General features: G+C 69.5%; 20 protein-coding genes. 12 read left to right on the forward strand and 8 right to left on the reverse strand.

Going from position 1 to position 25,540, the window contains the following annotated elements:
• Nucleotides 1–7 precede the first annotated feature (7 nt).
• Nucleotides 8–2,059, forward strand: a complete 2,052-nt coding sequence (locus ACFY1U_RS36170; protein ID WP_390698267.1) for a family 43 glycosylhydrolase — start codon at nt 8–10, stop codon at nt 2,057–2,059.
• 210 nt (nt 2,060–2,269) lie between these two features.
• Here ACFY1U_RS36170 and ACFY1U_RS36175 read toward each other — a convergent pair whose 3' ends face one another.
• Entirely contained in the window at nt 2,270–4,195 is a 1,926-nt protein-coding gene (locus ACFY1U_RS36175; RefSeq protein ID WP_390698268.1) for a glycoside hydrolase family 97 catalytic domain-containing protein, read from the reverse strand.
• A gap of 381 nt (nt 4,196–4,576) precedes the next feature.
• Between ACFY1U_RS36175 and ACFY1U_RS36180 the strand changes: the two genes are divergently transcribed.
• On the forward strand, nt 4,577–6,001 hold the full coding sequence (locus tag ACFY1U_RS36180; protein ID WP_390698269.1) for an RICIN domain-containing protein: 1,425 nt from the start codon (nt 4,577–4,579) through the stop codon (nt 5,999–6,001).
• A 464-nt stretch (nt 6,002–6,465) separates the two neighbouring features.
• On the forward strand, nt 6,466–7,686 hold the full coding sequence (locus ACFY1U_RS36185) for a metallophosphoesterase (RefSeq protein WP_390698270.1): 1,221 nt from the start codon (nt 6,466–6,468) through the stop codon (nt 7,684–7,686).
• Nucleotides 7,687–7,898: 212 nt separating this feature from the next.
• Here ACFY1U_RS36185 and ACFY1U_RS36190 read toward each other — a convergent pair whose 3' ends face one another.
• From ACFY1U_RS36190 to ACFY1U_RS36200, 3 genes are all read right to left on the reverse strand, one after another.
• Nucleotides 7,899–10,397, reverse strand: coding sequence for a transglycosylase domain-containing protein (locus ACFY1U_RS36190; protein ID WP_390698271.1), 2,499 nt, complete (start codon nt 10,395–10,397; stop codon nt 7,899–7,901).
• A gap of 730 nt (nt 10,398–11,127) precedes the next feature.
• Nucleotides 11,128–11,955: a ZIP family metal transporter gene (locus ACFY1U_RS36195; RefSeq protein ID WP_390698272.1), complete on the reverse strand. Its 828-nt coding sequence runs from the start codon at nt 11,953–11,955 to the stop codon at nt 11,128–11,130.
• Between the two features lie 226 nt (nt 11,956–12,181).
• Entirely contained in the window at nt 12,182–12,664 is a 483-nt protein-coding gene (locus ACFY1U_RS36200; protein ID WP_390698273.1) for an SRPBCC domain-containing protein, read from the reverse strand.
• A 104-nt stretch (nt 12,665–12,768) separates the two neighbouring features.
• Here ACFY1U_RS36200 and ACFY1U_RS36205 point away from each other — a divergent pair, with 104 nt between their 5' ends.
• The 4 genes from ACFY1U_RS36205 (at nt 12,769) to ACFY1U_RS36220 (ending at nt 16,643) form a co-directional block, all read left to right on the forward strand.
• Nucleotides 12,769–13,512, forward strand: a complete 744-nt coding sequence (locus tag ACFY1U_RS36205) for a TetR family transcriptional regulator (protein WP_390698274.1) — start codon at nt 12,769–12,771, stop codon at nt 13,510–13,512.
• Between the two features lie 128 nt (nt 13,513–13,640).
• Nucleotides 13,641–14,885 (forward strand): ABC transporter substrate-binding protein, encoded by a 1,245-nt coding sequence (locus ACFY1U_RS36210; protein ID WP_390698275.1) that lies wholly within the window; start codon nt 13,641–13,643, stop codon nt 14,883–14,885.
• The gene (locus ACFY1U_RS36215) at nt 14,882–15,808 is read left to right on the forward strand and encodes a carbohydrate ABC transporter permease (RefSeq protein ID WP_390698276.1); all 927 of its coding nucleotides are present in this window, start codon (nt 14,882–14,884) and stop codon (nt 15,806–15,808) included. The genes ACFY1U_RS36210 and ACFY1U_RS36215 overlap by 4 nt, the downstream gene beginning before the upstream one ends.
• A gap of 1 nt (nt 15,809) precedes the next feature.
• Entirely contained in the window at nt 15,810–16,643 is an 834-nt protein-coding gene (locus ACFY1U_RS36220) for a carbohydrate ABC transporter permease (RefSeq protein WP_390698277.1), read from the forward strand.
• A gap of 74 nt (nt 16,644–16,717) precedes the next feature.
• On the opposite strand, the gene ACFY1U_RS36225 is transcribed toward ACFY1U_RS36220, so the two are convergent.
• The 3 genes from ACFY1U_RS36225 to ACFY1U_RS36235 form a co-directional block, all read right to left on the reverse strand.
• Nucleotides 16,718–17,989, reverse strand: coding sequence for a sulfite oxidase (locus ACFY1U_RS36225; RefSeq protein ID WP_390698278.1), 1,272 nt, complete (start codon nt 17,987–17,989; stop codon nt 16,718–16,720).
• A gap of 154 nt (nt 17,990–18,143) precedes the next feature.
• Entirely contained in the window at nt 18,144–18,227 is an 84-nt protein-coding gene (locus tag ACFY1U_RS36230; protein WP_390698471.1) for a putative leader peptide, read from the reverse strand.
• 117 nt (nt 18,228–18,344) lie between these two features.
• Entirely contained in the window at nt 18,345–19,625 is a 1,281-nt protein-coding gene (locus ACFY1U_RS36235; RefSeq protein WP_390698279.1) for an NtaA/DmoA family FMN-dependent monooxygenase, read from the reverse strand.
• Nucleotides 19,626–20,366: 741 nt separating this feature from the next.
• On the opposite strand from ACFY1U_RS36235, the gene ACFY1U_RS36240 reads away from it, so the two are divergent.
• Entirely contained in the window at nt 20,367–21,116 is a 750-nt protein-coding gene (locus tag ACFY1U_RS36240) for an IclR family transcriptional regulator C-terminal domain-containing protein (RefSeq protein ID WP_390698280.1), read from the forward strand.
• 22 nt (nt 21,117–21,138) lie between these two features.
• Here the strand turns inward: ACFY1U_RS36240 and ACFY1U_RS36245 are convergent, their stop codons facing one another.
• Nucleotides 21,139–21,933 (reverse strand): IclR family transcriptional regulator, encoded by a 795-nt coding sequence (locus ACFY1U_RS36245; RefSeq protein WP_390698281.1) that lies wholly within the window; start codon nt 21,931–21,933, stop codon nt 21,139–21,141.
• A 169-nt stretch (nt 21,934–22,102) separates the two neighbouring features.
• Here ACFY1U_RS36245 and ACFY1U_RS36250 point away from each other — a divergent pair, with 169 nt between their 5' ends.
• Genes ACFY1U_RS36250 through mmuM form a run of 4 tightly spaced genes read left to right on the forward strand, consistent with a single transcriptional unit; the run spans nt 22,103 to nt 25,486 of the window.
• Nucleotides 22,103–23,002 carry an ABC transporter substrate-binding protein gene (locus ACFY1U_RS36250; protein WP_390698282.1) on the forward strand — a complete coding sequence of 300 codons (900 nt, stop codon included), beginning with the start codon at nt 22,103–22,105 and terminating at the stop codon, nt 23,000–23,002.
• Entirely contained in the window at nt 22,999–23,829 is an 831-nt protein-coding gene (locus tag ACFY1U_RS36255; RefSeq protein WP_390698283.1) for an amino acid ABC transporter permease, read from the forward strand. Before ACFY1U_RS36250 ends, ACFY1U_RS36255 begins: the two co-directional genes overlap by 4 nt.
• A complete protein-coding gene (locus ACFY1U_RS36260; protein WP_390698472.1) occupies nt 23,829–24,578 on the forward strand; it encodes an amino acid ABC transporter ATP-binding protein in 750 nt (249 codons plus the stop codon). The genes ACFY1U_RS36255 and ACFY1U_RS36260 overlap by 1 nt, the downstream gene beginning before the upstream one ends.
• On the forward strand, nt 24,575–25,486 hold the full coding sequence (gene mmuM / locus ACFY1U_RS36265; protein WP_390698284.1) for a homocysteine S-methyltransferase: 912 nt from the start codon (nt 24,575–24,577) through the stop codon (nt 25,484–25,486). The genes ACFY1U_RS36260 and mmuM overlap by 4 nt, the downstream gene beginning before the upstream one ends.
• The last annotated feature ends 54 nt before the right edge of the window (nt 25,487–25,540 follow it).

Raw genomic sequence — 25,540 nt, forward strand, 5'->3', positions numbered from 1 at the left:
GGACATCGTGGACATCACCAGAAGACAGCTCGGCCGGCTCGCCGCAGTCGGCACCGGGGCCCTCCTGCTGCCGGGGCTGCTGCCCCCCAGCAGGGCCGCGGCAGCCACACCTCCCGCCGGCACCTGGGGGGACCAGGGCGACGGCACCTACGTCAACCCCGTCCTCCCGGGCGACTTCAGCGACTGGGACTGCATCCGGGTCGGCAACGACTACTACGGCATCACCAGCACGTTCGGGTATTCGCCCGGCGTGGCCGTCCTGCACTCGAAGGACCTGGTCAACTGGCGCACGCTCGGCGGCGCGGTCGACGATCTCACTCGTATCGGACCGGCGCTCAACTGGGACCAGATGAACCGCTACGGCCGTGGCGTGTGGGCCGGGGCCATCCGCTACCACGCGGGCCGGTACTGGGTGTACTTCAACACCCCCGACGAAGGCTTCTTCATGACGTCGGCTCCGTCGCCCAGCGGGCCGTGGGATCCGCTGACGGCGGTGTGGCGGACCTCCGGCTGGGACGACCCGTGCCCGTTCTGGGACGACGACGGCCAGGGCTACCTGGTCACCTCGCACTACTCGGACGGCTACAAGATCAACCTGTTCAAGCTGTCCGAGGACGGCAAGTCGCTGGTCGGCTCGCCCACGGTCATCCACCAGTCGCCCGGCAGCGAGGCCAACAAGCTGTACAAGATCAACGGGCTCTACTACCACCTGTACAGCGAGGTGAAGTCCGAGGGCCGGGTGCTGATGATGAACCGCGGCTCCAGCCTCTACGGCCCGTTCGAGACCCGGCAGCTGGAGCACGTCAACGCCTCGGTGGACCGCGAGCCCAACCAGGGCGGGCTCGTGCAGGCTCCGGACGGCACGTGGTACTTCGTGACCCATCACGGCCACGGCGCCTGGGAGGGGCGGCCGCTGTCCCTGCTGCCGGTGACCTGGGTGGACGGCTGGCCGATCCTGGGCCAGGTCGGCGCGGACGGCATCGGCAACATGGTCTGGACCGGCCAGGTACCCACCGGCGGCACCCCCGGCCTGCCCCTCGACGCACTGCCCCCCGTGGTGACCAGCGACCTGTTCACCGACACCGGCGTCAAGCCGCAGTGGGAGTGGTACTACCAGCCGCGCGCGGACCACTGGTCGCTCACCGAACGCCCCGGCTACCTGCGGCTGAAGGCGTTCCCACCGCTGGTGGCCGACAACCTGACCAAGGTCGGCAACACCCTCACCCAGCGGGTGCTGCGCACGGCGGGCGGCGCGACGGTGACGGTCCGCCTGGAACTGGCCGGCCTCGCCGACGGCCAGCACGCCGGGCTGTGCCACTACGCGGCCACCTACGCCGGACTGGGCGTGCGGCGCTCCGGGACCACCACCACGATCGCGAACAATGTCAACGGCACCTTGACGTACGGTCCGGTGATCACCCAGAACGCCGTGTGGCTGCGTACCACCTGGGACGTCAACGGGGTCAGCCAGTTCTCCTACAGCCTCGACGGCAGCTCGTTCACCTCGTTCGGCGGCACCTACCAGCTCACCTGGGGCGGTTACCGCGGTGACCGGGTCGGCCTGTACACCTACAACCCCAACAACACCGGCTACGTCGATGTGGACTCGGTGCAGTACACCATCGCGCCCACCAGGGCCTACACGTGCGTCAGCGTGCGCAGCGGCAAGGTCGCCGACGTCTCCGGCGCATCAAAGGCGGACGGCGCCGCCGTGATCCAGTGGCCCGACAACGGCAAGCCGAACCAGCAGTGGACCTTCCAGTCCACCGAGGACGGCTACCACACCATCACCTGCGTCAACAGCGGCAAGGTCCTCGACGTGGCGGGGTCCTCGACGGCGGACGGCGCGCGGGTCGTGCAGATGACCGCCGACGGCCGAACGAGCCAGCAGTGGCAGCTACGCCCGCAGACCGGTGGCGAGTTCACCCTGGTCAACCGCAACAGCGGCAAGGTGCTCGACGTCAGCGGAGGCAGTACGGCCGACGGCACCGCACTGATCCAGTACCGCGACACCGGCGGCTCCAACCAGCGGTGGACCTTCCACCGCGTCACCGGCTAGCTTCGATGCCGCTGTTCAGCCTGTAGGCGTACGCAACACCCTCACCACGGGAACTCCGACAGGCGCGAAGCTCGGCGAGCGGGCTGGACAGTCACGCCACCGTGCGGGCCCAGCCGACGCTCGCCGAGCCCCCTGGAGGATCCACAACGACTCCGCCGCCCCGGAGTCCCCGACGTATCGCGCACCTTGGGCACTCGCACGGGCGGCCGCTCACGCAGGGCTCAGGACGACTGCCTGGCCGCCCGCGGGGGCCATCGCGACGTGCAGCGTGGTCGACGAGGTCACGGTCTGTGTGCTCACCGCGACGGGGGTCTGGTACGGGCTGCTGCCCGGTGTTCCGTCAGCGTAGATCGTCGCGGTGTAGGTGCCGCTGCCGAGGAAGGACAGCGGGATCGAGAGGGTCCGGGCGGTCTCGTTGGTCATCGCCCCGAGGTACCAGGTGGTGCCGCTGCGCCGTGCGACGGCGATGTACTCGCCGATCGAACCGGCGAGGGTCCGGCTCTGGTCCCAGACGGTGGGGATGGCGTCGAACCAGGGCAGCCCGGGCCACTTGGAGGGGGTGGAGTACTGCGAGGGGGCGCTGTACCAGTACAGGAAGTCCAGGGGCTGGTAGTACACCGCGGCCATCGCCATCTGGTGGGCGTTGGTCGTGCGGTCGCGGGACTGGCCGTAGCAGATGGTGTAGTCCATCGGCCCGCCGATGTTGCGGGCGAAGGGCAGAGTGACGTTGTGGGTGGCGGTCGGGAAGTGCTCGTTGCCCCGGACGCCCTCCATGCTGATCCAGTTGGGGTAGGTCCGCTCGTAGCCGAACGGACGTACGTCGTCGTGCATGTCGATCAGCAGCTTGTGCGCCGCCGCCGTCCTGGCCCAGGCGATGATCTGATTCGTCATCGCCTGGGTGCCGTCGTTGATGAAGCCCAGCTTGACGCCCGCCACGCCCCAGCTCCGGTACAGGGCGAACAAGCTGTCCGAGTTGCTCATGGCCATGGGGTTGACGTAGAGAATGACGCCGATTCCCTTGTCGGCGCCGTAGGAGATGACCTTGGGCAGGTCGATGGCGGAGATCGGCTGCGTGGCGTCGGTCGAGGTGTGCTCCGGGCCGTACCACCCCGAGTCGTACTCGATGTACTGCAGGCCGCGGGCGGCGGCGAAGTCGACGCCCGCCAGCCCGTCCGCGGTGGTCAAATTGCACCTGAAGACCTTGCCCGGCTTGATCCACGACGTGTCGGCGAGGGCTGCGGGCGGGGCCAGGTTGAGCACCAGCTCCGCGTTGTCGACCAGTTCGGCGTGGGTGGAGCCGATCACCACAGCGCGCCAGGAGGTGGCGAACGGTGTGGTGACGGTGAAGGTCGGCTGGACCGGTCCGGAGCCGCGGGCCGTGTGCCGCATCAGATACGCCGCGAGGGTGTTGGGCTGCCCGGAGACCGAACTGAGCATCGTCCGGGGATAGTTGGCGCGGGCCGACTCGCAGACGCAGGCGATGAGCCCGTCACTGTAGGTCGCAGTGAGGGGGAGGTCGGTCAGGGGACCGGTGTCCGTGGACGAGGTTCCGGTGGACGGGATGGAGCCGGGCGCGACCGGGAGGTAGTCGTCCTCGTCCCGCGCGCTGTAGACGAGTGTGCCGTCCGGGAAGACGAACGTCGTCAGTTCGCCGGCGATGGTGGCGGTGCCCGGGTCCAGCAGGACGTACCGGAAGGCGACGCCGGTCGCATAGGCCCGGATCTGGACACCGAAGTTGATGGAGGTGCGGTTGTCCCGGAGGTTCCAGCGCATCTCCTGGTAGGCGTCGGAGACGGTCGCGTTGCGGCCGTACAACGGGTTCCAGGTGGTGTCGACGTGCCAGTGCTGATAGTTCGTCAGAACCACGTCGGTGCCGAGAGTGGTTCCGTCGCTCAGTCGCAGCCCCATGGCCGAACTGGCCACGACCGTCGCGCCGTCACGCCGGGCCGACCACTGGAGCGAGCCGCCCGTCAGCGACATGGTGATGCTGGTGGTGCCGTCGAGCGATGTCGCGGTGACGGAGGCGTCTGCGGCCTCGGCCGGACGTGCGCCGCCGATGCCCAGCGCGGCGGTTGCGGCGGTGACAGCCGCACCCTTGAGCACCCTGCGACGGGAAGGTTCCTGACGCTCCGGCATGTTCACAGTCGGTCCACCTCGCTTGGGCATGGGTTCCAACAAACTCAACCAGCAAGTAACAGATTCTGACCGTCGCGAAGTTTGTATGCCTCACCCGAGTCAAAGGTCAACCCCTCGTACACATCCCCCACTTGTCCGAAATCCTGGACAGTCCGGGCGAGTTGCGGCCCCGTCCGGCCACAGCTAGCGCTCCCAGAGACGGTCACGATTAAACAAACTCGAACGCGATTCTTGACGCCACGAACGTGCCGCGACTCTCATGGGTCCCCGCGACATCAAGGGATCGTCGAACCTCGGCAGAGAGGGACGTACATGTTCAAGGGGTTTCCCTGGCCGCCCGCCGGACGATGGCGGCGCGGAGCCGCAGCGTTCCTGACCCTCATGGGAGGCCTCGCGGCGCTGCTGCTTCCGGCGACCGAGGCGCACGCGGCCACGGTCTCGTTCACCACGGGTGCCGCACGCACCGACCAGAACGGCAACACCCTGCAACTGCACGGCCTCGGCATCATCAAGGTGGGAAACACCTGGTACGGCTTCGGCGAGGACAAGACCGGCGAGACCTCGTCGGACACGTCCTTCCAGGACATCCCCTGCTACACCTCCACCGATCTCGCCGACTGGTCCTACCAGGGCCAGGCCCTGAGCCGGCAGACCAGCGGCGACCTCGGCCCCAGCCGCGTCGTGGAGCGGCCCAAGGTCATCTACAACAAGTCGACCAGCACATACGTGATGTACATGCACATCGACAGCAGCAACTACTCCGAGGCCAAGGTCGGCGTAGCCACCAGCAGCACCCCCTGCGGCCCCTACACCTACCGGGGAAGCTTCCGGCCACTGGGCAACGTCAGCCGTGACCTCGGCCTGTTCCAGGACACCGACGGCACCGGCTATCTGCTGAGCGAGGACCGCAACAACGGCCTGCGCATCGACAAACTGTCCGCCGACTACCTGTCCGTGGACAGCGCGGTGGCGGTGCTCGGCAGCGGCGGCAGCAGCGGCAGCGTCGAGGCACCGGCCATGATCAAGAAGGACGGCACCTACTACGTCTTCGGCTCCCACCTGACGGGCTGGAGCCTCAACGACAACATCTACGCCACCGCCACGTCACTGGGCGGTCCCTGGTCGTCCTTCCGGAACCTGGCCGCACCCGGCACCCACACCTACGGCAGCCAGACGGCGAACGTCATCACCGTCCAGGGCGCCTCCGGAACCACCTACATCTACGCCGGCGACCGTTGGAACACCTCCGACCTCGGCGCGTCGAAACTGATCTGGCTGCCCCTGACCATCAGGGGCACCACGGTGAACCTCGGCCAGTACCCCACCTGGTCACTCGACACCTCAGCGGGAACCTGGACGGCCGACAGCGGAATCCCCGCTGAGGGCGTCCACACCCTGAAGAACCTCAACAGCTCCCTGCTGATGGACGTGTCGAGCGGCTCCACGGCGAACGGCGCCAAGATCATCCAGTGGCCGTCCACCGGCGGTACCAACCAGCAGTGGACCCTTACCCGGGTGGCGGACAACATCTACACGCTCAAGAGCGTGAAGAGCGGCCTGTGCCTGGACGTACCGAGCCATTCGACCGACACCGGCGTCCAGTTGGAACAGTGGACCTGTAACGGCGGGACCAACCAGCAGTGGTTCCTCGACCTGGTCGGCAGCTACACCGGCAGCACCTACATGCTCGCCGGCGTGGGCAGCGACCTGGAAATCGGTGTCGCGAACACCTCGACCACCAGCGGGGCGGCCGTGACGCAAGAAACGGGCACAGGCGCGACGAGCCAGCAGTGGAGTCTTTCCTGACGGGTGCGCCGGGACCGCTGACGCGGATCAACTAACATGTCGGCCACGTGTTCCTGACCCGCAACGCTTCCACGCAGCCGAGGAGTTCTTCACCCGTCACACGGCGCCGACTCCGGCTACCTGCCGTTCCTCGGCGGTCTCGTCCTCGCGGGCTTCGGCACCGGCCTGTCCGGATCCGAGGGCAGCGCCGCCATCACCGGCTCACTCGGCCGCGGCCAGCTGGGCGCCGCCTCCGCCATGACCGACACCAGCCGCGGGGTCGACTCGGCCGGATGCCGTCGCGATCGAGGGCTCAAGGGAGCGGCGGCCAAGCTCGACGTGGTGCCCGTGGTCGTCACAGGTACGCTCAAGTGCCTCGCGTCGGCCGTCAGTTCACGTGCCGGGGCCGCGCAGCAGTGGGTACGGGAGCCCAAGGACGACCGGATACCCTGCGCGAGACAGCAGCCTGGTCAGGGAGACGAAGCGTGACCGACACCAGCAACACACGACCGGCCGACAGCGACGCGCAAGCTCCGCGGCAGAGCCGACTGCACCGCCTGATGCGCTACATCCCCTTGATCGCCCCCGTCCTGCTGTGGGCCGTGCCCTGCTGGGTGCTCCTGTACACGGGCCAGCACTGGCCGCCGGCCGTCACGTCGGCCGGCACCGCGCTGTTCGTCCTCGGCCTCGTCGGTATGCCACTTGCGATGGTGCGCGGCCACGGCCGGCGTCAGCACGACCGGGCGGCGATCCTCGGTGACACCCTGCTGGGCACGAGCTGGGTTCTGTTCACCTGGTCCGTTCTGCTCGGCGTCTTCTTGCGGCTCGCCCTGGCCGTGACCGGCTTCGGCGGGAGCCAGGACCGGGCCCGGATCGTCACGTGGGCCGTTCTCGGCGTCACCGCCGTACTGCTCGCCTGGGGGTACGCCGAAGCCCGCCGCGTGCCGCGCGTGCGCCGCCTCGACGTGCAGCTCCCACGGCTGGGGGCCGGGTTGGACGGCCTTCGCGTCGTCCTCATCACCGACACCCACTACGGCCCGCTCGATCGCGCCCGCTGGTCTGCACGGGTGTGCGAGACGGTGAACACCCTGGAAGCCGACCTGGTCTGCCACACCGGCGACATCGCGGACGGCACGGCCGAACGCCGCCGCGCCCAGGCCACCCCGCTCGCAACCGTGCGGGCCACCCATGGCCGTGTCTACGTCACCGGCAACCACGAGTACTACAGCGAGGCCCAGGGCTGGGTCGACCTGATGGACGAGCTGGGCTGGGAGCCGCTGCGCAACCGCCATCTGCTGCTCGAACGCGGGGGCGACACCCTCGTGGTCGCCGGCGTGGACGACGTCACCGCCGAGTCCTCCGGCCTGGCAGGCCACCGCGCCCACCTCGCCGGAGCTTTGGACGGCGCGAACCCCGAGCTGCCCGTCCTGCTCCTTGCACACCAGCCCAAGTTCATCGACCGGGCGGCAGCCGCCGGCATCGACCTCCAGCTCTCCGGCCACACCCACGGCGGCCAGATCTGGCCCTTCCACCACCTGGTCCGCCTCGACCAGCCCGCCCTCGCCGGCCTCAGCCACCACGGCCCCCGCACCCTCCTCTACACCAGCCGCGGCACCGGCTTCTGGGGCCCGCCCTTCCGCGTCTTCGCCCCCAGCGAGATCACCCTGCTCGTACTCCGCTCCCCGCACCTGCCCACCTCGTCGTAGCACGCGGCGCCTGTACCAGAAGACCTGGGTTCTTCCAGGGCCTGACGTCGGTTGCCTGGACGCACCGTTGCGCTCCAGGCAACCGAACCCCTGTGGCACCGATTCCGAGGGTTTCTCCAGCACGACTGCGGATCCAGCGACTGGCGATCCCCCTTCGGCTTCACGGAGACATCTCAACGCAGTTCGCCCATCGGAGACCAACGCCGGCTCCGCTACGGATGCCGGCCGTGGCCAGTGGGGCTTGGCGTGGGTGTCGGTGTGGGTGAGGTGCCGCCGGTGGTGCCGCCGATCAGCCCGCCGTCGCCCGCACCGCCGGTCGAGCCGCCGCCGGTGGTGGGGCCGACGGTGCCGGTCGGGGTCGGGCTGGGGCAGTCCTTCTTCCGCCCGTGACATGTTCCGGTGGTGGGGGTCGATGTGGTGGTCGGGGTGGCCGACGGCGTGCTCGCGGTGGCGGAGGGGGTCGGCGAGGGGGCGCCGTATTCGTCGCTGCCCTGACCGAGTCGGGGTGCGGGTGGGAACTGTTGGACGGGGCGGCCGTTCAGGGCGGCGGTCATGTAGCCGGTCCAGATCTCGGTGGGCATGTCGGCGCCGAAGACCTTGGAGTAGCCGCCGACGCCCTGCATCGACTGCAGACCGGCGTTCTTCGGATCCTCCTTGAACATGCTGACGGCCGTGACCAGTTGCGGGGTGTACCCGATGAACCAGGCGGACTTGTAGTCGTCGGTGGTGCCGGTCTTGCCGGCCGCCGGGCGGCCCAGGGCCAGGGCGTTGGTGCCCGTGCCGTGTTTGACCACGTCCTGCAGCACGTCGGTGACGGTGTCGGCGGTCGAGGCGGGCATGGCCGTCGTCCCCTTGGGCGCCTCGAAGCCGGGCAGCTGCCGGCCGTCGGCGATGACCTTGGTCACCGAGTACGGCTCGTGCTGGACGCCGCCGTCGTCGAAGGTGGCGTACGCGCCGGCCATGCGGATCGCCGAGGGGGTGGAGGTGCCGATGTAGAAGCCGGGGGTGTCGTACTGCAGGCTCGTGCGCAGCAGGCCCGCCTTGAGGGCCTCGTTCTCCACGTTGTCGTAGCCGACGTATTCGCCGAGCTGGACGTACGGGGTGTTGACCGACTGCTCCATGGCCTTGCGCAGGGTGATGTAGCCCCACTTCGTGGAAACGTCGTTGCGCTGGTGCAGGAGCCCCGTGGGGTCGCCCGAGTTCGGCATTTCCTGGCCCTGCTGGTTCTTGATGGTGATGCCGTCGTCGCCGTTGAACTTGGAGTCCGGGGTGATCGGTGAAGGCGACTGGCCCGGGGAGAGTACGGCGCCGTGGTCGAGGGCGGCGGCCAGGTCGAAGGGCTTGAAGGTGGAGCCGACCGGCACCCCCTTGGCGTCGGCGTTGTTGGTCCAGTGGCCCTTGTTCCAGCCCGCTCCGCCATACAGCGCCACGACCGCACCGGTCGACGGATCGATCGACGCCGCACCGACCTGGACGTCCTTGTCGGCCGAGCGGTGCTTCGGGTCGAGGTGCTTCTTCTGCATCGCCGCGACCGACGCCGACAGCGCCTTCACCCTCTTCTTGTCGAAGGTGGTGTAGATCTGGTAGCCGCCGTGACCGAGCTGCTGGTCGGTGAGGGACGTATGGGCCTCGACGTACTTCTGCGCCGTCTGCACCAGGTAGCCGGTCTGTCCGGACATCCCCGCCGACGGCGTGTAGGGCTTGGGAGTGGGGAATCCGGCGGCGAGGTACTGCTGTTCCTGCGCATCGGTGATCTTGTGGATCTTGGCCATGCGCTGCAGGACGTACGTCCAGCGCGCCGTGGCCTGGGCCTTGGCCTGCGGGTCGGTGTCGGCGAGCATCATCACGCTCGGCTCGTTGACCGTGGCCGTGAGGAACGCGCCCTGACTGACGGTCAGTTGGGAGGCGTGGACGTGATAGTAGGTGTTGGCCGCGGCCTCGATGCCGTAAGCGCCCCGCCCGTAGTAGCAGCTGTTGAGATAGCCCTGCAGGATCTGCTGCTTGGACAGCTGGTTGCCGATCTTGAGGGAGATCATGATCTCCCTCAGCTTGCGGGTGAGCGACTGGCTCTGGTCGAGGTAGGTGTTCTTGACGAACTGCTGGGTGATGGTGGACCCCGACTGCACCTCGCCGCCCGTGGCCATGTGGTAGACGGCGCGGAGCATGCCCTGCGTGTCGATGCCGGGGTCGGAGTAGAAGGTGGCGTTCTCCGCGGCCAGGAAGTCCCACTGCACCGCCTTGGGGACCTGGGCCAGGTCGACGTTCTGCCGGTTGGTCGACCCTTGCGTGGCCATCACCGAGCCGTCGGACCAGTAGTAGGTGTTGCTCTGCTGCTGGGTGCTGGGATTCGCGCTCGGAATCGTCGTCGTGGCGTAGGCGTAAGTGAACAGGCCCAGCAGGCCGCCGGAGAACAGCAGGAAGGTGCCGAGCACCTGCTTCCACGAGGGCAGCCACCGCCGCACGCCCCGCTTGCCCGCACGCGGGTAGTCGATGAGGCGTCGGCCGGAACCTGCCGCATTCGTGCGCCGCGCGGCCGCCCGGCCGGAGCGCCCGGCAGCTGGACGGCCGCTGCCCGCCGCGCGGCGACCTCGCCCGTCCCCCGCCCGGGCAGCCCTGCGCGCCTCGGCACGGCCGCCGTACGGTATACCGTCCGAGCCGGACGACCCGGACGGCCCGGTCCTCCCCGACGGTCGGCGCCGGTGTTCACTCATCCTCGCCACTCCTCAGCCGGGCCCGGGCCCGCTCGCCGCTGCGAAGCCGACCGGCCCCCACCATGACGCGTAAAGGGCCTGGCCTGGGGCCCTCTGACGCTCTCAGCAGTTACTACAAGTTGTAAGAGTAAGCTGTGCCGGACATACGACAGCAACCGGCTCTGCCAAAGCTCCATGGCGCCCGGCCCTCGCGGTGTTCGTGTCCCGGGTGACCACGGAGGTCATGCTCGCCGAGCGTACAGAGCATGACGACGCGATCCTCACCGCCGTTCAGAGCGTGCAGCCTCTGGATGGTCACGACACTCGACGCCGCTCGGTCGCGTGGCTGAATCCGGCTCACCGCTGCGACCGGCGACCGTACAACGGTCTTGATCGACCCCGGAGGGGTGTGCACTCCCCGGGAAGCGGGGCACTTCCCACTCAGCCCGACCACCTGGCACATCACCGGCACCACTGGGCCGGAAGGGACCCGACATGCTCGCCCACGACTCCGCAGCCCGCCGTATGTACGTCGCCGCCGCATGCGGCTGGGTCACGACCGCCGACCTCCGCAGCGGGCATCTGACTCTCACCGGCCGCGCCCGGCTCGCGGACGGCCGCTCGTGCGTACACACCAGTGGTCCGCATCCGCCGGCCGTTGTTTCAACGGGCAGAACTTCACGGGGGAACACGCACGTCAGCTGCCTGCGACTCTTCTCGCGGGCAGCTGACGGCAGACGGTACGGGAGCTTCAGGCCCCGGCGGCGGTGACGACGGCGTCGGTGGCGAAGCCGAGGACGAGGCCCAGCAGGACGCACCAGGTGGTCAGGGTCTTCAGCGCGGCTTTGCGGGCGACGGCCAGCAGCTCGATGACCACGTAGAGGATGGACCCCGCGGCCAGCCCCAGGAAGGCGATCGACACGGTGTCGTCGACCAGGTGCTGGCCCACCACGGTGCCGAGGAAGGTCGGACCGCCGCCGATCAGGCCGAGCAGCAGCAGCGTGGCCCATGAGGGGCGTTCACCCTCGGCGGCCAGCGGGGCGACGATGCCGAACCCTTCGGTGGCGTTGTGCAGGCCGAAGCCGATGATGAGGAGTACGGCGAGGGAGAGTTCGCCCTTGGCGGCGGAGTTGCCGATGGCCAGGCCCTCGGCGAAGTTGTGCAGGCCGATGCCGGTGGCGATCATCAGCGCGAGCGAGGCGGCCTGGCTGCGGACCCTGGGGGCCAGCTCGGCGGAGGCGGCAGCACCGGGGCCGACGGGCCGCGCTGCGGAGGCCGCACGGCGGGCGATCCAGCCGTCGTAGTACACCAGGCCCATCAGCCCGACTCCGAGGCCCACGGCGAGGGTGAGGCCCCCGGAGGCCACGGTGCCCCAGTCGTGCTTGCCCAGCGCGCCGTCGACCGGCTCCCACGCGTGTGTCAGGACGTCCCAGACCAGGAAGATCAGGATGCCGATGGCGACGGCGTTCAGACCTGCGCGCAGCCGGGGGCTCGGGTTGCGCAGTCGGCCGAGGGGCAGGCCGAGGTAGATGGTGAACCCTGCGATGGCGCCGAGCAGGGCTACCTGGGAACCGGACATTTAGGGGGACTCCAGTTGGACGAGCGGAGAAGTACCTCTGAAACTAGATGAGGCAAGGCTTACCTAATAGGCTCCTGGGGCTCGATTTTGAGAAACCTTGGCGAATTCCTTGCGCTCCGACTCCGCCCGGAGGACCCGCCGGCCGCCGGGCGTCGCGCCGCGATCCGACAGGCAGCCGGCTTGCGGGAGCCCCCCGCGGTTTCAGCGGCACCGGCGGAAGCTCCGCTTAGGGCCGCTTGGGCCCCAGGGGGCTTTCCGGGCACAGGTTGCCTTGGTCGTCGAGGTCGTTCAGCACCGCAGGCAGACCCTTGGTGAGCATCTTGGTGCGGACGGCGCCGAGGATCTTGGCCATGACGTAGCCTCCGGCCCCGGTGAAGCCCGTGTGGTCGTAGGTGAAGCGAGTTCCGCCGCCGTGCGGTGTGAGCCGGTAGGCGACCTCAGTCACCTCGCCACCGCTTTCGTCCTGCCACGAGTAGCGCAGCAGCGAAGGCTCACGCACCTCCAGCACCTCGCACAGCACGACGCCGCTCCAGCCCGGCTTGGGATTCGCGATGAACTTGAACTTGGTCCCGACCGTGGTGGCGAAGCTCTCCGGCCGAGCGCCGGCGCCAGTGGCCGTCCACAGCGGAATCAGCTCCGGATCGGTGACCGCGCGCCAGACCTTCTCCGGTGGATGCGGGTAGTCGCGGACGATGTGGATGGCGCTCATCGAGGGCTCCTCTCACACGCAGGCGTCAAAAGCCCGCACATTTTTTCAGAGACTGAAAACTTACAGTAACAGAAAATATTCGGAGACTGGACTATGCTTCGGTGATGACCATGCGCACCGTGGATTGGACGGCCCTGCGCCCGCATGACGAGGTACCTCCCGTCGAGGGGCTACGGGAGCGTAAGAAGCGGCTTCTTCGACGGCAGCTGTCCGACACAGCCACCGAGATGTTCATGGAGCGGGGCTTCGACGCGGTACGGGTCGCCGAGATCGCAGAAGCCTGCGGGGTGTCGGAGAAGACGGTGTTCAACTACTTCCCGACCAAGGAATCCCTCGTCCTCGATCTGGGCGAGGTCACCATGGCCTCGCTGAGAGCCGTCCTGGCCGATCCGGACTTGTCGCCCGTCGACGCGGCGTTGAAGATCCTCTCCAGCGAGCTGGCCAACATCACGTCATGGCTGAGCTCTCAGAACGACCCGGCCGAGGCCAAGGCCATGCTTCTGCGCTTCGGCATGCTGATCCGATCGACTCCGTCCCTGCGGGCCCATCAGCGCGACACCACCGACAAGCAAGTCGCCGTAGCCGCCGACGTCTTGGCCCAGCGAACCGGGATGAGCTCGGACGACCCCGAATCACAGATCGCCGCAACCGCCCTCCTCGCTCTGTGGTCCATCCAGTTCCGGGCGCTGCGCAAGCACCTGAACCGCACCCAGACCTTCGAAGAACTGCACGACGCCGTGAGTGCCGACGTCCAACGCGCAGCCCGACTCATCGACATCGGACTCAACTCGTTGGCGCCCCGGCCGGAGCAGTCACAGAATCAGGCGTCCGGCCTCGGGACGCCGTAAGCCACCCGTGCCGCACCGGCGCGTGGGCACCGCTCGATTCGGACAGACTGCCGCAACACTCCCGTCGTAATCCCGCCGCATGATTGATCGTTGGGCCGTGCAACGACAATCGTCAGGGGGCACGCACCATGACCATCAGCCGCAGGGCACTGCTCGCCGCGGGGGCGGGCGCCGGACTGCTCACCGCCTGCGGGTCCAACACCGGACGCGGCGACGACGCCGGCGCGGGACCGAGACTGTCGCAGTGGTACCACCAGTACGGCGAGACGGGCACCGAGCAGGCCGTGGAACGGTACGCCGCCGCGTACGAGAAGGCGAAGGTCGACGTCCAGTGGCGGCCCGGCAACTACGACCAGCAGACGGCCGCCGCGCTGCTCACCGACTCCGGCCCCGACGTCTTCGAGGGCGGTCCCACCCTCGACCAGATCCAGGGCGGCCAGGTCGTCGATCTCACCGACCTGCTCGACGGCGTCAAGGACGACTTCAACCCCGCCGTGCTCACCCCGAAGACGTACGACGGGAGAATCTGGGGCATCCCGCAGGTCATCGACATGCAGCTGCTCTACTACCGTAAGAGCCTGCTGAACGACGCGGGCGTTCAGCCGCCGACCACCCTCGACGCGCTCGTCGACGCCGCCGGGAGGCTGACCACGAAGAAGGTCAAGGGGCTCTTCCTGGGCAACGACGGAGGGGCCGGTGTTTTAGGCGGAACTCCGCTGTACGCGGCCGGACTTCAGCTCGTCACCGAGGACGGCAAGGTCGGTTTCGACGACCCGGCCGCCGCCCGTACCCTCGCCAAGCTCCACCAGTTGTACGCCGACAAGTCCCTGCTCCTCGGCGCCCCCGCCGACTGGTCGGACCCGTCCGCCTTCCTCCAGGGCCTGACCGCCATGCAGTGGTCCGGCCTGTGGGCGCTGCCCCAGGTGCAGAAGGAACTCGGCGACGACTTCGGGGTGCTGCCATTCCCCAAGGACGGATCGGGCGCGCCCTCCGTCCCCGTCGGCGCGTACGGGGCCGCCGTCAGCGCCCGCAGCAACCACCGGGCCGCGGCCAAGGCCTTCGTGAAGTGGCTGTGGGTCGAACACACCGACTACCAGGAGGATTTCGCGCTCTCCTACGGCTTCCACATCCCCGCCCGCCTCTCCCTCGCCAAGAAGGCCGACAAGCTGAAGACGGGCGCGGCCGCCGAGGCCGTTCGCCTCACCACCGAACACGGCTATGCGCAGCCTCTGTTGTGGACCCCGGCCGGCCAGACCGCGTACCAGGACGCGCTGAGCCGGATCATCAGAAGCGGGGCGAACCCGGAGAGCGAGCTGCGGGCGGTCGTCCGGAAGGTGTCGGCCGAACTCGACCGGGTGAGGAAGAAGTCGTGACGGCAGAAGTCGTCACGGCCCGACGCAGGGTGCGCAACCGCACGCTCTGGTTCTGGATCTTCGTCGGTCCGTTCGCCCTCGGGCTGGGTCTGTTCACGTACGTCCCGCTGCTGTGGAGCGTCGCCCTCAGCTTCTTCGACGCCCACAACACCGTCACGCCCACCGATTTCGTCGGCCTCGGCAACTACACGGCCTTGCTGTCGGACGACGCCTTCGTCGGCAGCCTGCGCACCTTCCTGGTCTTCACGGCGTTCATCGTGCCCACGACGTACGTGTTCTCACTGGCCCTAGCCCTGATGGTCAACCGGGTACGCAGGGCGCGGGCGTTCTTCCGGTCGGTGTTCTTCCTTCCGGCGGCGTGCAGTTACGTCGTCGCCGCCCTCGTCTGGAAGATGTCCGTCTTCAGCGGAGTGCGGTTCGGGCTCGCCAACACGGTGCTCGGCTGGTTCGGCGGCGATCCGGTCGCCTGGCTGTCCACCACCGAACCGCCCTGGTACTGGCTGGTGATCGTGACGGTACGGCTGTGGCTCCAGGCGGGCTTCTACATGATCCTCTTCCTGGCCGGGCTGCAGCGGATCGACCCCGGGCTGTACGAGGCCGCCGCGGTCGACGGCGCCCGGCCCGGCTGGCAGGTGCTGCGGAACATCACGCTGCCCCAGCTGCGTGCCACGTCGGTCGCGGTCGTCCTGCTCCTCGTCATCAACGCCTTCCAGGCCTTCGACGAGTTCTACAACCTCCTCTCGGACTCCCGCGGTTATCCGCCCTACGCCCGTCCGCCGCTCGTCTACCTCTACTACATCGCCCTCGGCCAGGGGCAGGACCTCGGGCTCGGCAGCGCGGGCGCGGTGATCCTCTCGCTGATCATCGTGGTGGTGACGGTGGGGCAGGCACGCTGGTTCGGTCTGGGCAGGAGGGAGGAGTGAGATGGAGGACGCGGTGGTACGGGTCGGACGCGCCCTGCGGCTCGTCCTGCTGATCGCGCTGGCCCTTCTCTTCCTCGTCCCGTTCTATCTCCTCGTGCGCAACGGGCTGTCGAGCGAGCAGGACATCACGGCTCCCGAATGGACCTTCTTCCCCTCGGAGTTGCGCTGGGGGAACGTGCGGGAACTCTTCGACGACACCTCCGTTCCCTTCGCCCGCTCCCTGCTCAACTCAGCGCTGATCGCCGTCGCGACGACGCTCGGCACACTGCTGCTCGCCTCGCTCGCCGGGTACGGCCTCGCCCGCATTCCCTACCGCCACGCGAACAAGGTCTTCTACGCCGTCCTCGGCACCCTGATGGTCCCGGCCGCCGTCACCTTCGTCCCGAGCTTCGTGCTCGTGTCGTCGCTGGGCTGGATCTCGACGTATCGGGGGCTGATCGTCCCGACGCTGTTCTCGGCCTTCGCCTGCTTCGTCTTCCGGCAGTACTTCCTGGGCTTTCCCTCGGAGTTGGAGGACGCGGCGCAGGTCGACGGGCTGGGCTACTGGCGGACGTACTGGCTGATCGTCGTACCGAACGCACGGCCCGTCTTCGCCGCCGTCGGGACGATCGTGTTCATCGGCGCGTGGAACTCCTTCCTGTGGCCGCTGGTGATCGGGCAGGACCGCGACGCCTGGACGGTTCAGGTGGCCTTGTCCTCCTTCACCACGTCCCAGGTCGTGCGGCTCCACGAGTTGTTCGTCGCGGCGGCCGTGTCGATCCTGCCGTTGCTGGTCGTGTTCCTGTGCTTCCAGCGGTGGATCGTGGCGGGCGTGGAACGGTCCGGGATCGACTGACAGGCGTGCCACACCGTGACGTAAGCCTGCAGGTGGGGTCGCCCCTCGGTCCACTCGATCAGGGTCTGTCCTCGTCAGAGCACGGTCACCGGGTGGCGCACCACCGCGTCGAACAGATAGCCCTGTGTGTTGAACACGGCGGTGTCCGGCTGGGTGCGGCCCGCCGTGTCCGTGGCGCGTGCCAGCACATGTGTCGGGCCGGGCGTACCAGGTGTCCAGGGCACTGACCAGCGCGTCCAGGTGCCGGAACGCGGCCGGTCGTGCAGTCGGGCCCGCCGCCATGTCGTCCCACCGTCGGTGCTGACGTCGACCCGCGCGACGGCGCCCGCACCCGACCAGGACCGGCCGTGCAGCACCTGGCTCTCCCCTGCCGGGAACGTCGCGCCGCTCGCCAGCTCGAAGGCGCTCTTGATCGTCTGTCGGGTCAGCGGCGCACTGCCCTCCTGCGGGTAGGCGGGGCCGAACAGCCGGTAGAAGGTGGTGTTCCACGGCGAGTAAAGCGGCTGCGCCGACACCTCGATGTCGCCGACCCATTTGATCGAGGCGATCCCCACCCACGAGGGCACGAGCACCCGCACCGGGTGGCCGTGGTCGTAAGGAAGCGGCTCGCCGTTCATCTCGTACGCGAGCAGCACGTCGTCCAGCGCCTTGGCCAGCGGCAGCGGGCGGCGCACCCGGCCGAGGCTCTCGCCGCCGCTGACGTACTCGGCGTCGAGGCCACGGGGCTGCACGTCCACGGCGTACGAGGACAGCCCGGCCCTGTGCAGTACGTCGGCCAGGCGCACCCCGCGCCAGCGCGCGACGCCGACCGCGCCCAGCGTCCACGCGGTGCCGGTGACCGTCTCGCCCTGTTGTGTCGAGTAGTAGCTACGGCCGTTTCCGGCGCACTCGACGAACGCGGTACGGGTGACGGCCGGCAGGGCGCGCAGATCGTCGTACCCGAATTCCACCGGCCTGTCCTCGGGGGGTGTGCCGCGCAGCCCGTCGCCCCACAGTCTCAGCCGCCAGTCGGCGGCGTCCAGGACGGGCGTCGCGGTGTGGTTGCGGACGAAGAACTTTGCGTTGGGGGTGTGATGGCCGGTTCCACGCAGCGCCTCCCAGCGGGTCTCGGCATTGGTGCCGCGCTGGATGAACCACTCAGGCGGCAGCGGTTTGAGGATCGGCGAGTCGGCGGCGCGAGCGGGATGTGGCACGGGGAGTGCGGTGGCGGCGGCGGTCGCGGCCAGCAGCGTCAGCAGCCGGCGCCGCGTGACCCCGTCCGCTCTGGCCTCCCCGGCGAGCCACTGGCGCAGCCTGCGGCGGTCGTAGGCGATCTCGTGGTGGGCGGCGGAACCGGCAGCAGACATGGCTGTCCCGTCATGGGTGGTGGATGGGGAAAGAGGCTCGGGCGGAGCGCGGCACCGACGCGCGCGGAGCGTCCTCGGCAGGCCTGCGGAGACGGAAACCGACAGCGCATGCGTGACAAGGCCGTCGAAGAAGGGAACCCGGGGAGAGATCCGATCAGCCGGGGAACCGACACAGCGCGGCGGCCACCCGGACGAGGTCCACGGCGCGGCGACGGGTCAGAGGCTCCGGCGGAAGCATGACGCGATGCAAGCACGTCGTCCAGTCGGTGTCAACGAAGCGGCTGTGCAGAGTAGTTGGGGTTCGGCGAAGCCGTGATCCGCGCTCGGGACCGGGCGGTCCCGAGCGCGGCTCGATTCAGACCCGGACGGGTGCCGTGTCGCGGGCCGGCAGTTCGAGCCCGAGGTTCTCGCGGAGCGTCGTGCCAGTGTAGTCGGCGGCGACGATCTTTCGTTTGCGCAGCTCGTGCAGGAGTCCGTTGACGACGAAGTCGTGCTGGCGTGGGTCCGCGAGACCGCCCAGCGAGATCACGTCCAGGACGCCTGCGCGGAAGCGTTCCTCGACGGCGTCGGCGAGTTGCTCGGGGGTTCCCGCGGCCGCCCAGTGTCCGGTGTCCTGTGCCGCGATGATGAGTTCCCGCAGCGTGTAGCCCTGCCGCGCGTAGCCGGTGAAGATGTCGACCCGGCCGCGGCGGCGGTTCACCGACGCCACGTCGGGCAGCAGGCTCTCCGGCAGCGGCGCGTCCAGCGGGAGTTCCGACAGGTCGACTCCGCCGCCGAGCATGTCGGCCAGTTGGGTACGGCCGCGTTCGAAGTCGATCGACTCCCGCTTCTCGCGCACGAGCCGCTTCGCCTCCTCCTCGGTGGCGCCGTACGTGGCGTGGAACGAGCTGAAGATCAGCGGCAGTCCGTCGGCCCGTCCCAGGCTGCGGGCCTGGTCGCGGATCTTCCGGGTGAAGTCCAGGGCGTGGTCGAGGGTGGGCAGCGACGTGAACACGATCTCCGCGTAGCGGGCGCCCAGCGCCGTCCCCGCCTCGGACTGCCCGGCCTGTATCTGCACCGGGCGGCGCTGCGGCAGCGGCGGGATGTTCAGCGGACCGGTGACGGTGAAGAACCGGCCGGAGTGGTGGATCGGGTGCACCCGGTCGCGGTGCAGCACCGCCCTCCCGTCCGCACCGGCCGTCAGCGCGCCGGGTTCCCAGCTGTCCCACAGCGCGTTGACCACGTCCAGTGTCTCCGCGGCGCGCGCGTAGCGCTCCTCCGGGCTGGGCAGTTCGCCGGCGCCGAAGTTCTCCTCACCGATCGAGGAGGTCACCAGGTTCCAGGCGGCCCGCCCGTTGCTGACGTGATCGAGGGTGCCGAAGAGCCGGGCCAGGTTGAAGGGATGGTGGAAGGTGCTCGACACCGTCGCGATCAGGCCGATCCGCGAGGTCACCTGGCTCAGTGCCGAGACGAAGACCAGCGGCTCCTGCGAGCCGATGGCGCCCTGGGCGTCGAACCTGAGCAGATCGGCGGTGAACAGCGCGTCGAACCGCGCCGCTTCGGCGAGCTTCGCCACCCGCACGGCGGTGTCCAGGGTGGATCGGGTCGGGTCGATCGCCAGGTCGTACGTCTCCGACGTGCCGCCGGCTCCGGTCACGGTCTTGAGTGTTCTGGGCTGCTTTGCGCTCACTGTTCATCCGTTCTCATCGATGTCGGTGGCATCCGGGAGCGGCGGCTTTTCCGGTAGGGCGGCCTTCCCCGAGGGGCGGCCTTTTCAGGGATGGGCGGACACCCCGCGCACGCGCGATCAAGCCCGGTCGGGCATCACGGGTGGTGCGGGGCTGCCGACAGCAGGCCGGGAGGTACGGTCAGCGACAGAGCGCGGCGTGGGTCCGGCACAGGTCGACGTGCCGGCGCTTCGTCCCGACCGGCGGCACAACCGCGACCGGTCCGACGTGCGTTGCCCTCACTCGTGACTCCCATCGGACCTGACGCAGGGATCCGGCAGTGCGCGGATCAGGCGGCCCCGGCCGCCGTGGCGTCGACAAGCGGGATCGCTCGCCACGACGTTTGATCAACGTCATCATGATGTGCCGCTGGAGTACGGGACCGCAAGGCCGCATGGCGCAAGGCCGGGGACGATGACATGAACGTCCCCGTGAGGTGGAACGCGCGGCGACCAGGCTCTCGCGTATGTCGATGTCGGGGATCCTGGCTGCGAGTTCGCGGGCCAAGGGCGAGCTGCGCCACGGCCATCCGGCTCGACGCCCCCGTCAGCCGTCGTGACGTCCATGCGGGGCGATGGCGGCCGGCGCCTGGCATCTTGAGAGCGGGCTCTTCGGCGATCGTCCCGGTCCTGGTGCCCGCGGTCTTCGCCGGAATCTGTAGCATCCGGCGCATGGACGTGGCGACGGGTGCACTGCCCAGGGGGCTCGGACTGGTGGAACGGGTGGTCCGGGGGGAGCTCGACAGCCGAGGGGGACCCGGGGTGGTCCGGCTGGCGGAGGAGAGCGGGCTGGACAAGGGGCAGGCGTCGCGGTTGCTGCGGGATCTGGTCGGCACCGGGACACTCACCCGGGACGGGAACGAGTTCCGTGCCGGGGCGGATCTGCTGGCCGTCGCGGCCGAGGCCGGTCCGTGGGGCGTGGAGAGCCGGGCGCTGCTGCGGGAGTTGGTGGTCCGGTTCGGGGCGTGTGCGTACGTGGACGTGCTCTGTGGGGCGATGGTGCTCTCGGTGCGGGCCGAGCTGGCGGCCTGGGCCGAGTTCTCCTGGGCGCGGGCAGGGCGGCTGACGCCGGTCTGGTGCACCGGGGCGGGGCGGGCGCTGCTCTTCGACCACTCGCGGGCGGAGGTGGCACAACTCCTGGGCGGTGAGGACTTCATCGGGGCGGGCGGCCCCTACGCGCCGCGGACCGTGGACGATCTGCTGGCGCGGGTCGCCGCGGACGCCGGGCGCGGGGTCGCGGTGTGCGAGAGCGAGTACGACGAGGACGTGCTGGAGGTCTCCGCACCGGTGCGGGACGCACGCGGGGACGTGGTGGCGGCGGTCAGCGCGGTCGTGCCGCACGCGGCGGCCAGGGACGACCGGGACGAGATCGTCGCCGCGATCGGTGACGCGGCGGCGCGGCTGGCCTCCCTCCTCGGCTGAACCTCGACTGGACCACGGCTGCTCAGTCCCGGCCCGTCTCCTCGTCCGTCTCATGGTCCGTTGAGCGCAGTGCCGCAGTCAGCCAGTCGCTCCAGCGGACCACCGAGTCCGCGCAGGCCGCCGTCGCCGGCTCCAGACGGCGGCGCGGGCCGACGACCTGCACGGCGGCGACGATCTCTCCGCGGAAGTCCCTGACCGGAGCGGCGAGCGAGTACAGCCCGGGTTCGGCCTCCTGGTCGACGATCGAGTAGCCCCGCTTCCGGGCCGCGTGCAGGCGGGCCAGGAAGTCGTCCAGGTCGGCAGGGGTGTTGGGGCCGTGCCGGACGAAGGCGGTACGGGCGAAAACGGCGGCGACCTCGGTGTCGTCCGCGTCGAACAGCAGGGCCTGCCCGGCGTCGCTGCAGTAGGCGGGATAGGCGCGGCCCACCCAGGAGACGAACGAGGACAGTGCAGGCGGCATCGACTCGAGGATCGTCACCGAGCTGGCGCCCCGCAGGACTCCCAGGTACGCGCACTCCCCCGTGTCGGCGGCGACGCCCTCCAGCGCGGTGCGGCCGTCCCGGTGCAGGCGGGCCTCGGTGATCTGCTGGGCGCGCGCGTACAGCTCCCAGGCGACGGAGTAGCGCAGCGACGCGGGATCACGGCGCAGGAACCGGGCCGTCGCGAGGCTCCGGAGGATGCGGGAGACCTGGCTTCGTTCGCGGCCCAGCAGCGCGGCGACCTCGGCGGCAGTGTGGCCGCGTGGGTCCTGCGACGGGTGCTGGGCGAAGAGTCGGAGCACGGCCAGGCCGCGTTTCAGGCTGCTTTCGGTGGTCATCGCGGGCCGAGCATAGCGCCAGGCCGCAACACCGCTTCGCGCCTTCGTTGCGGGAACATTGCAGGTTCATTGCACGATCCGTGCATGATGAGCAACTGGACTTGCCTATTACGCATCCAGGGATAGTCTCCAGCCATCCCTCGCACTTCATGCTCATCAGGAGTTCGCCTTGTCCGCTCTGCGCCCGCTAGTACTCCTCGGTTCCGCGACACTGCTTCTGGCGGGATGCGCCGACCCCTCCCAGCCGGCCGACGCCTCATCCAGCACGTCCTCCGGCGCCTCTGCCGCCGCCCCGATCGCGAAGAACGCAGCACTCGCCGCGAAGCTCCCGGCCGCGGTGAAGGCGAGCGGGATCACGGTCGCCAGCGATGTCAGTTACCCGCCGATGGACTTCTTCGCCTCCGACAACAAGACGGTCGTCGGCGCCGAGGCCGACCTCGACAGGGCCCTTGGCACTGTCCTCGGCGTCAAGGTCACCATCGTGAACGTGCCCTTCGACTCGATCCTGCCCGGCCTGCAGTCGGGCAAGTACCAGCTCGGCGTCTCCTCCTTCACGGACACCGCCGAGCGGGAGAAGGTCGTCGACTTCGTCACCTATTTCGACGCGGGCACGTCCCTGCTGGTCCCGGCCGGGAACCCCAAGGCGCTCAAGCCCGGGGGCGACTCGCTGTGCGGCCGTGCCGTCGCCGTGGCGAAGGGGTCCACGCAGGCCCTCGTCGACCTGCCGGCCCGCGCCAGGACCTGCAAAACGCCGATCAAGGTCAGCACCTTCCCGGACGGCACGGGTGTGAACCTCGCCGTCACCAGCGGCCGCGCCGACGCCGCCCTGGCCGACTCCCCGGTCGCCGCCTATGCAGCCAAGCAGTCCGGCGGCAAGCTGGAGATCGCAGGCGACTCCTACGGCAACGCGCCCTTCGGCATCGCCGTACCGAAGAACAGTGAGCTGACCGGGCTGCTCAAGACGGCTCTGGAGGACCTCAAGGCGAGCGGCGGTTACCAGCAGGTCCTCGCCAAGTGGGGCCTTCAGTCCGGCGCCCTGGACAAGTTCGAGATCAACGCGGCCTCATGAGCGAGGAGTTGCCGGTCTACCGCCGTCGCAGGCCGGGCCAGTGGGCGTTGACCCTCGTGGTCGTGCTCCTGGCCGCGAGCCTGGTCCAGTCGCTGATCACCAACCGGCGCTTCGGCTGGGGCACGGTCGGTGCCTGGCTGTTCAGCCGGACGGTGATGACGGGCCTGCTGACCACCCTGGAGCTCACCGCCGCCGCCATGGCGATCGGGCTCGTGCTCGGCATCGCGCTGGCCCTCATGCGGCTGTCGGACAACCCCGTCGCGCGGACCGTCAGTTGGGCCTATATCTGGCTCTTCCGGGGCACCCCGCTCCTGGTCCAGCTGCTGTTCTGGGGCTTCATCTCCGCGCTGTACCCGACACTGTCGCTGCACCTGCCCCTCGTGCCGGCGATCGGCGGTGTCTCCGCGAACTCCGTCATCACGACGTTCGCCGCGGCCCTGCTCGGTCTCGGCCTCAACGAGGCCGCCTATCTCGCCGAGATCATCCGGGCCGGGATCGTCTCGGTCGACCACGGGCAGCTGGAGGCGGCGGACGCGCTGGGGCTGTCGCGGGCCAGGACGCTGCGCCGGATCGTCCTGCCGCAGGCGATGCGGGTGATCATCCCGCCGGTCGGCAACGAGACCATCTCCATGCTCAAGACGACCTCCCTGGTGAGCGTGCTGGCCTACGCGGAGCTGCTGTACTCCGTGCAGATCGTGTACGCCCGCACCTACCAGACGATCCCGCTGCTGATCGTCGCCAGCATCTGGTACCTGGCCGTCACGACCCTGCTGAACATCGGCCAGCAGGGTCTCGAACGGCACTTCGCGAAGGGCGGCAGCCGATGATGATCGAGGCCACCGGTGTCCGCAAGTCCTTCGCCGGGCGTGAAGTGCTGCGCGGCATCGACCTCTCCGTGGCGCGCGGCACGGTCACCTGTGTGATCGGGCCCTCCGGGTCGGGGAAGTCCACCTTCCTGCGCTGCGTGAACCGTCTGGAGCGGCCCGACGGCGGCCGGATCCTGGTGGACGGCGAACCGATCGGATACGAGCGGTACCGGGACGGGCTGCGCGAGCTGCGCCGCCGTGACCTGGCCCGGCAGCGTCGTGACATCGGCATGGTCTTCCAGCGCTTCCACCTCTTCCCGCACCTGACGGCCCTCGCCAACGTCGCCGAGGGACCGCTCGGCGCGGGCCGCCCCCGCGCGGAGGCCACCGAGGAGGCGCTGGCACTCCTCGACCGGGTCGGTCTGGCCGACCGGCGCGACGCCTACCCCGTCCAGCTCTCCGGCGGCCAGCAGCAACGGGTCGCCATCGCCCGCGCGTTGGCCATGCGGCCGAAGCTCATGCTGTTCGACGAGCCGACCTCGGCACTCGACCCGGAACTGGTCGGCGAGGTGCTGGACGTCATGCGCGCCCTCGCCGCCGACGGCATGACGATGCTCGTCGTCACCCACGAACTGGGCTTCGCCCGCGAGGTCGCCGACGAGGTCGTCTTCTTCGACGACGGCCGGATCCTGGAGTCCGGACCGCCCACCCGCGTCCTGACCGCCCCCGACCATCCCCGAACCCGCGACTTCGTGACGAGAGTGCTGTGACGACCTTCCGCGACGCCCTGGCCGCCGGCCCCCTCATCCTGGACGGTGGCATGTCCAACGAGCTGGAGGCCCAGGGCCACGACCTGAGCGGCGCTCTCTGGTCCGCCCGCCTGCTCCGCGACGACCCCGACGCGATCTCGGCCGTCCACCGCGCCTACTACGCGGCGGGCGCACAGGTCGCCATCACGGCCGGCTACCAGGCCACCTACGACGGTTTCGCCCGACTGGGCATCTCCGGCACCGAGACCACGGCACTGCTGCGACGCAGCGTGTCCCTGGCCCGCGAGGCCGCCGACGCCGCCCAGGCCGAGACCGGCGGGAGGCGCTGGGTCGCGGCGTCCGTGGGCCCGTACGGCGCGATGCTGGCGGACGGCTCGGAATACCGGGGTGACTACGGCCTCACCGTGGCCGAGCTGACCCGTTTCCACCGCCCCCGGCTGGAGGCGCTGGCCGAGGCGGCCCCCGACGTCTTCGCCGTCGAGACCATTCCCGACCTGCGGGAGGCCGAAGCCCTGCTGATCGCCCTGGACGGGCTGGGCATCCCGGCCTGGCTCTCGTACAGCATCCGTGGGACGACCACCAGCGCGGGCCAGCCGCTCACCGAGGCCTTCGCGCTGGCCCGCAGCAGCGACGCCGTCGTCGCCACCGGGGTGAACTGCGCCCCCGCCGCCGACGCGGCCGCCGCGCTGGCCCTGATCACCGGACTGCCCGGCGTCGTCTACCCGAACGGCGGCGGCACCTGGGACCCCGAAGCCCGCCGCTGGCTCGGCGCCCAGGACGAGATCGCGGACCTCGCGCCCTCCTGGCTCCGCGCCGGCGCGGCGCTCGTCGGCGGCTGCTGCCGGGTCGGCCCCGCCGAGATCAAGGAGCTGGCCGCCCGCATCGGCGCTGCGCAGGCAGGCCGCTGAGCGACATCCCAAGGCCGACCGCACACTCGTACCCCCATGCACCCATGCACCCAT

Source organism: Streptomyces sp. NPDC001351 (genome assembly GCF_042896045.1).
Taxonomy (GTDB): domain Bacteria; phylum Actinomycetota; class Actinomycetes; order Streptomycetales; family Streptomycetaceae; genus Streptomyces.

Coding starts and splice junctions, on each gene's coding strand:
- ACFY1U_RS36175 (WP_390698268.1), bottom strand. CDS start 4,195: ATGCCGGAGCGTCAGGAACCTTCCCGTCGCAGGGTGCTCAAGGGTGCG.
- ACFY1U_RS36180 (WP_390698269.1), top strand. CDS start 4,577: ATGGGAGGCCTCGCGGCGCTGCTGCTTCCGGCGACCGAGGCGCACGCG.
- ACFY1U_RS36190 (WP_390698271.1), bottom strand. CDS start 10,397: ATGAGTGAACACCGGCGCCGACCGTCGGGGAGGACCGGGCCGTCCGGG.
- ACFY1U_RS36195 (WP_390698272.1), bottom strand. CDS start 11,955: ATGTCCGGTTCCCAGGTAGCCCTGCTCGGCGCCATCGCAGGGTTCACC.
- ACFY1U_RS36200 (WP_390698273.1), bottom strand. CDS start 12,664: ATGAGCGCCATCCACATCGTCCGCGACTACCCGCATCCACCGGAGAAG.
- ACFY1U_RS36205 (WP_390698274.1), top strand. CDS start 12,769: ATGACCATGCGCACCGTGGATTGGACGGCCCTGCGCCCGCATGACGAG.
- ACFY1U_RS36210 (WP_390698275.1), top strand. CDS start 13,641: ATGACCATCAGCCGCAGGGCACTGCTCGCCGCGGGGGCGGGCGCCGGA.
- ACFY1U_RS36220 (WP_390698277.1), top strand. CDS start 15,810: ATGGAGGACGCGGTGGTACGGGTCGGACGCGCCCTGCGGCTCGTCCTG.
- ACFY1U_RS36225 (WP_390698278.1), bottom strand. CDS start 17,989: ATGTCTGCTGCCGGTTCCGCCGCCCACCACGAGATCGCCTACGACCGC.
- ACFY1U_RS36230 (WP_390698471.1), bottom strand. CDS start 18,227: ATGCTTCCGCCGGAGCCTCTGACCCGTCGCCGCGCCGTGGACCTCGTC.
- ACFY1U_RS36240 (WP_390698280.1), top strand. CDS start 20,367: ATGGACGTGGCGACGGGTGCACTGCCCAGGGGGCTCGGACTGGTGGAA.
- ACFY1U_RS36245 (WP_390698281.1), bottom strand. CDS start 21,933: ATGACCACCGAAAGCAGCCTGAAACGCGGCCTGGCCGTGCTCCGACTC.
- ACFY1U_RS36255 (WP_390698283.1), top strand. CDS start 22,999: ATGAGCGAGGAGTTGCCGGTCTACCGCCGTCGCAGGCCGGGCCAGTGG.
- ACFY1U_RS36260 (WP_390698472.1), top strand. CDS start 23,829: ATGATCGAGGCCACCGGTGTCCGCAAGTCCTTCGCCGGGCGTGAAGTG.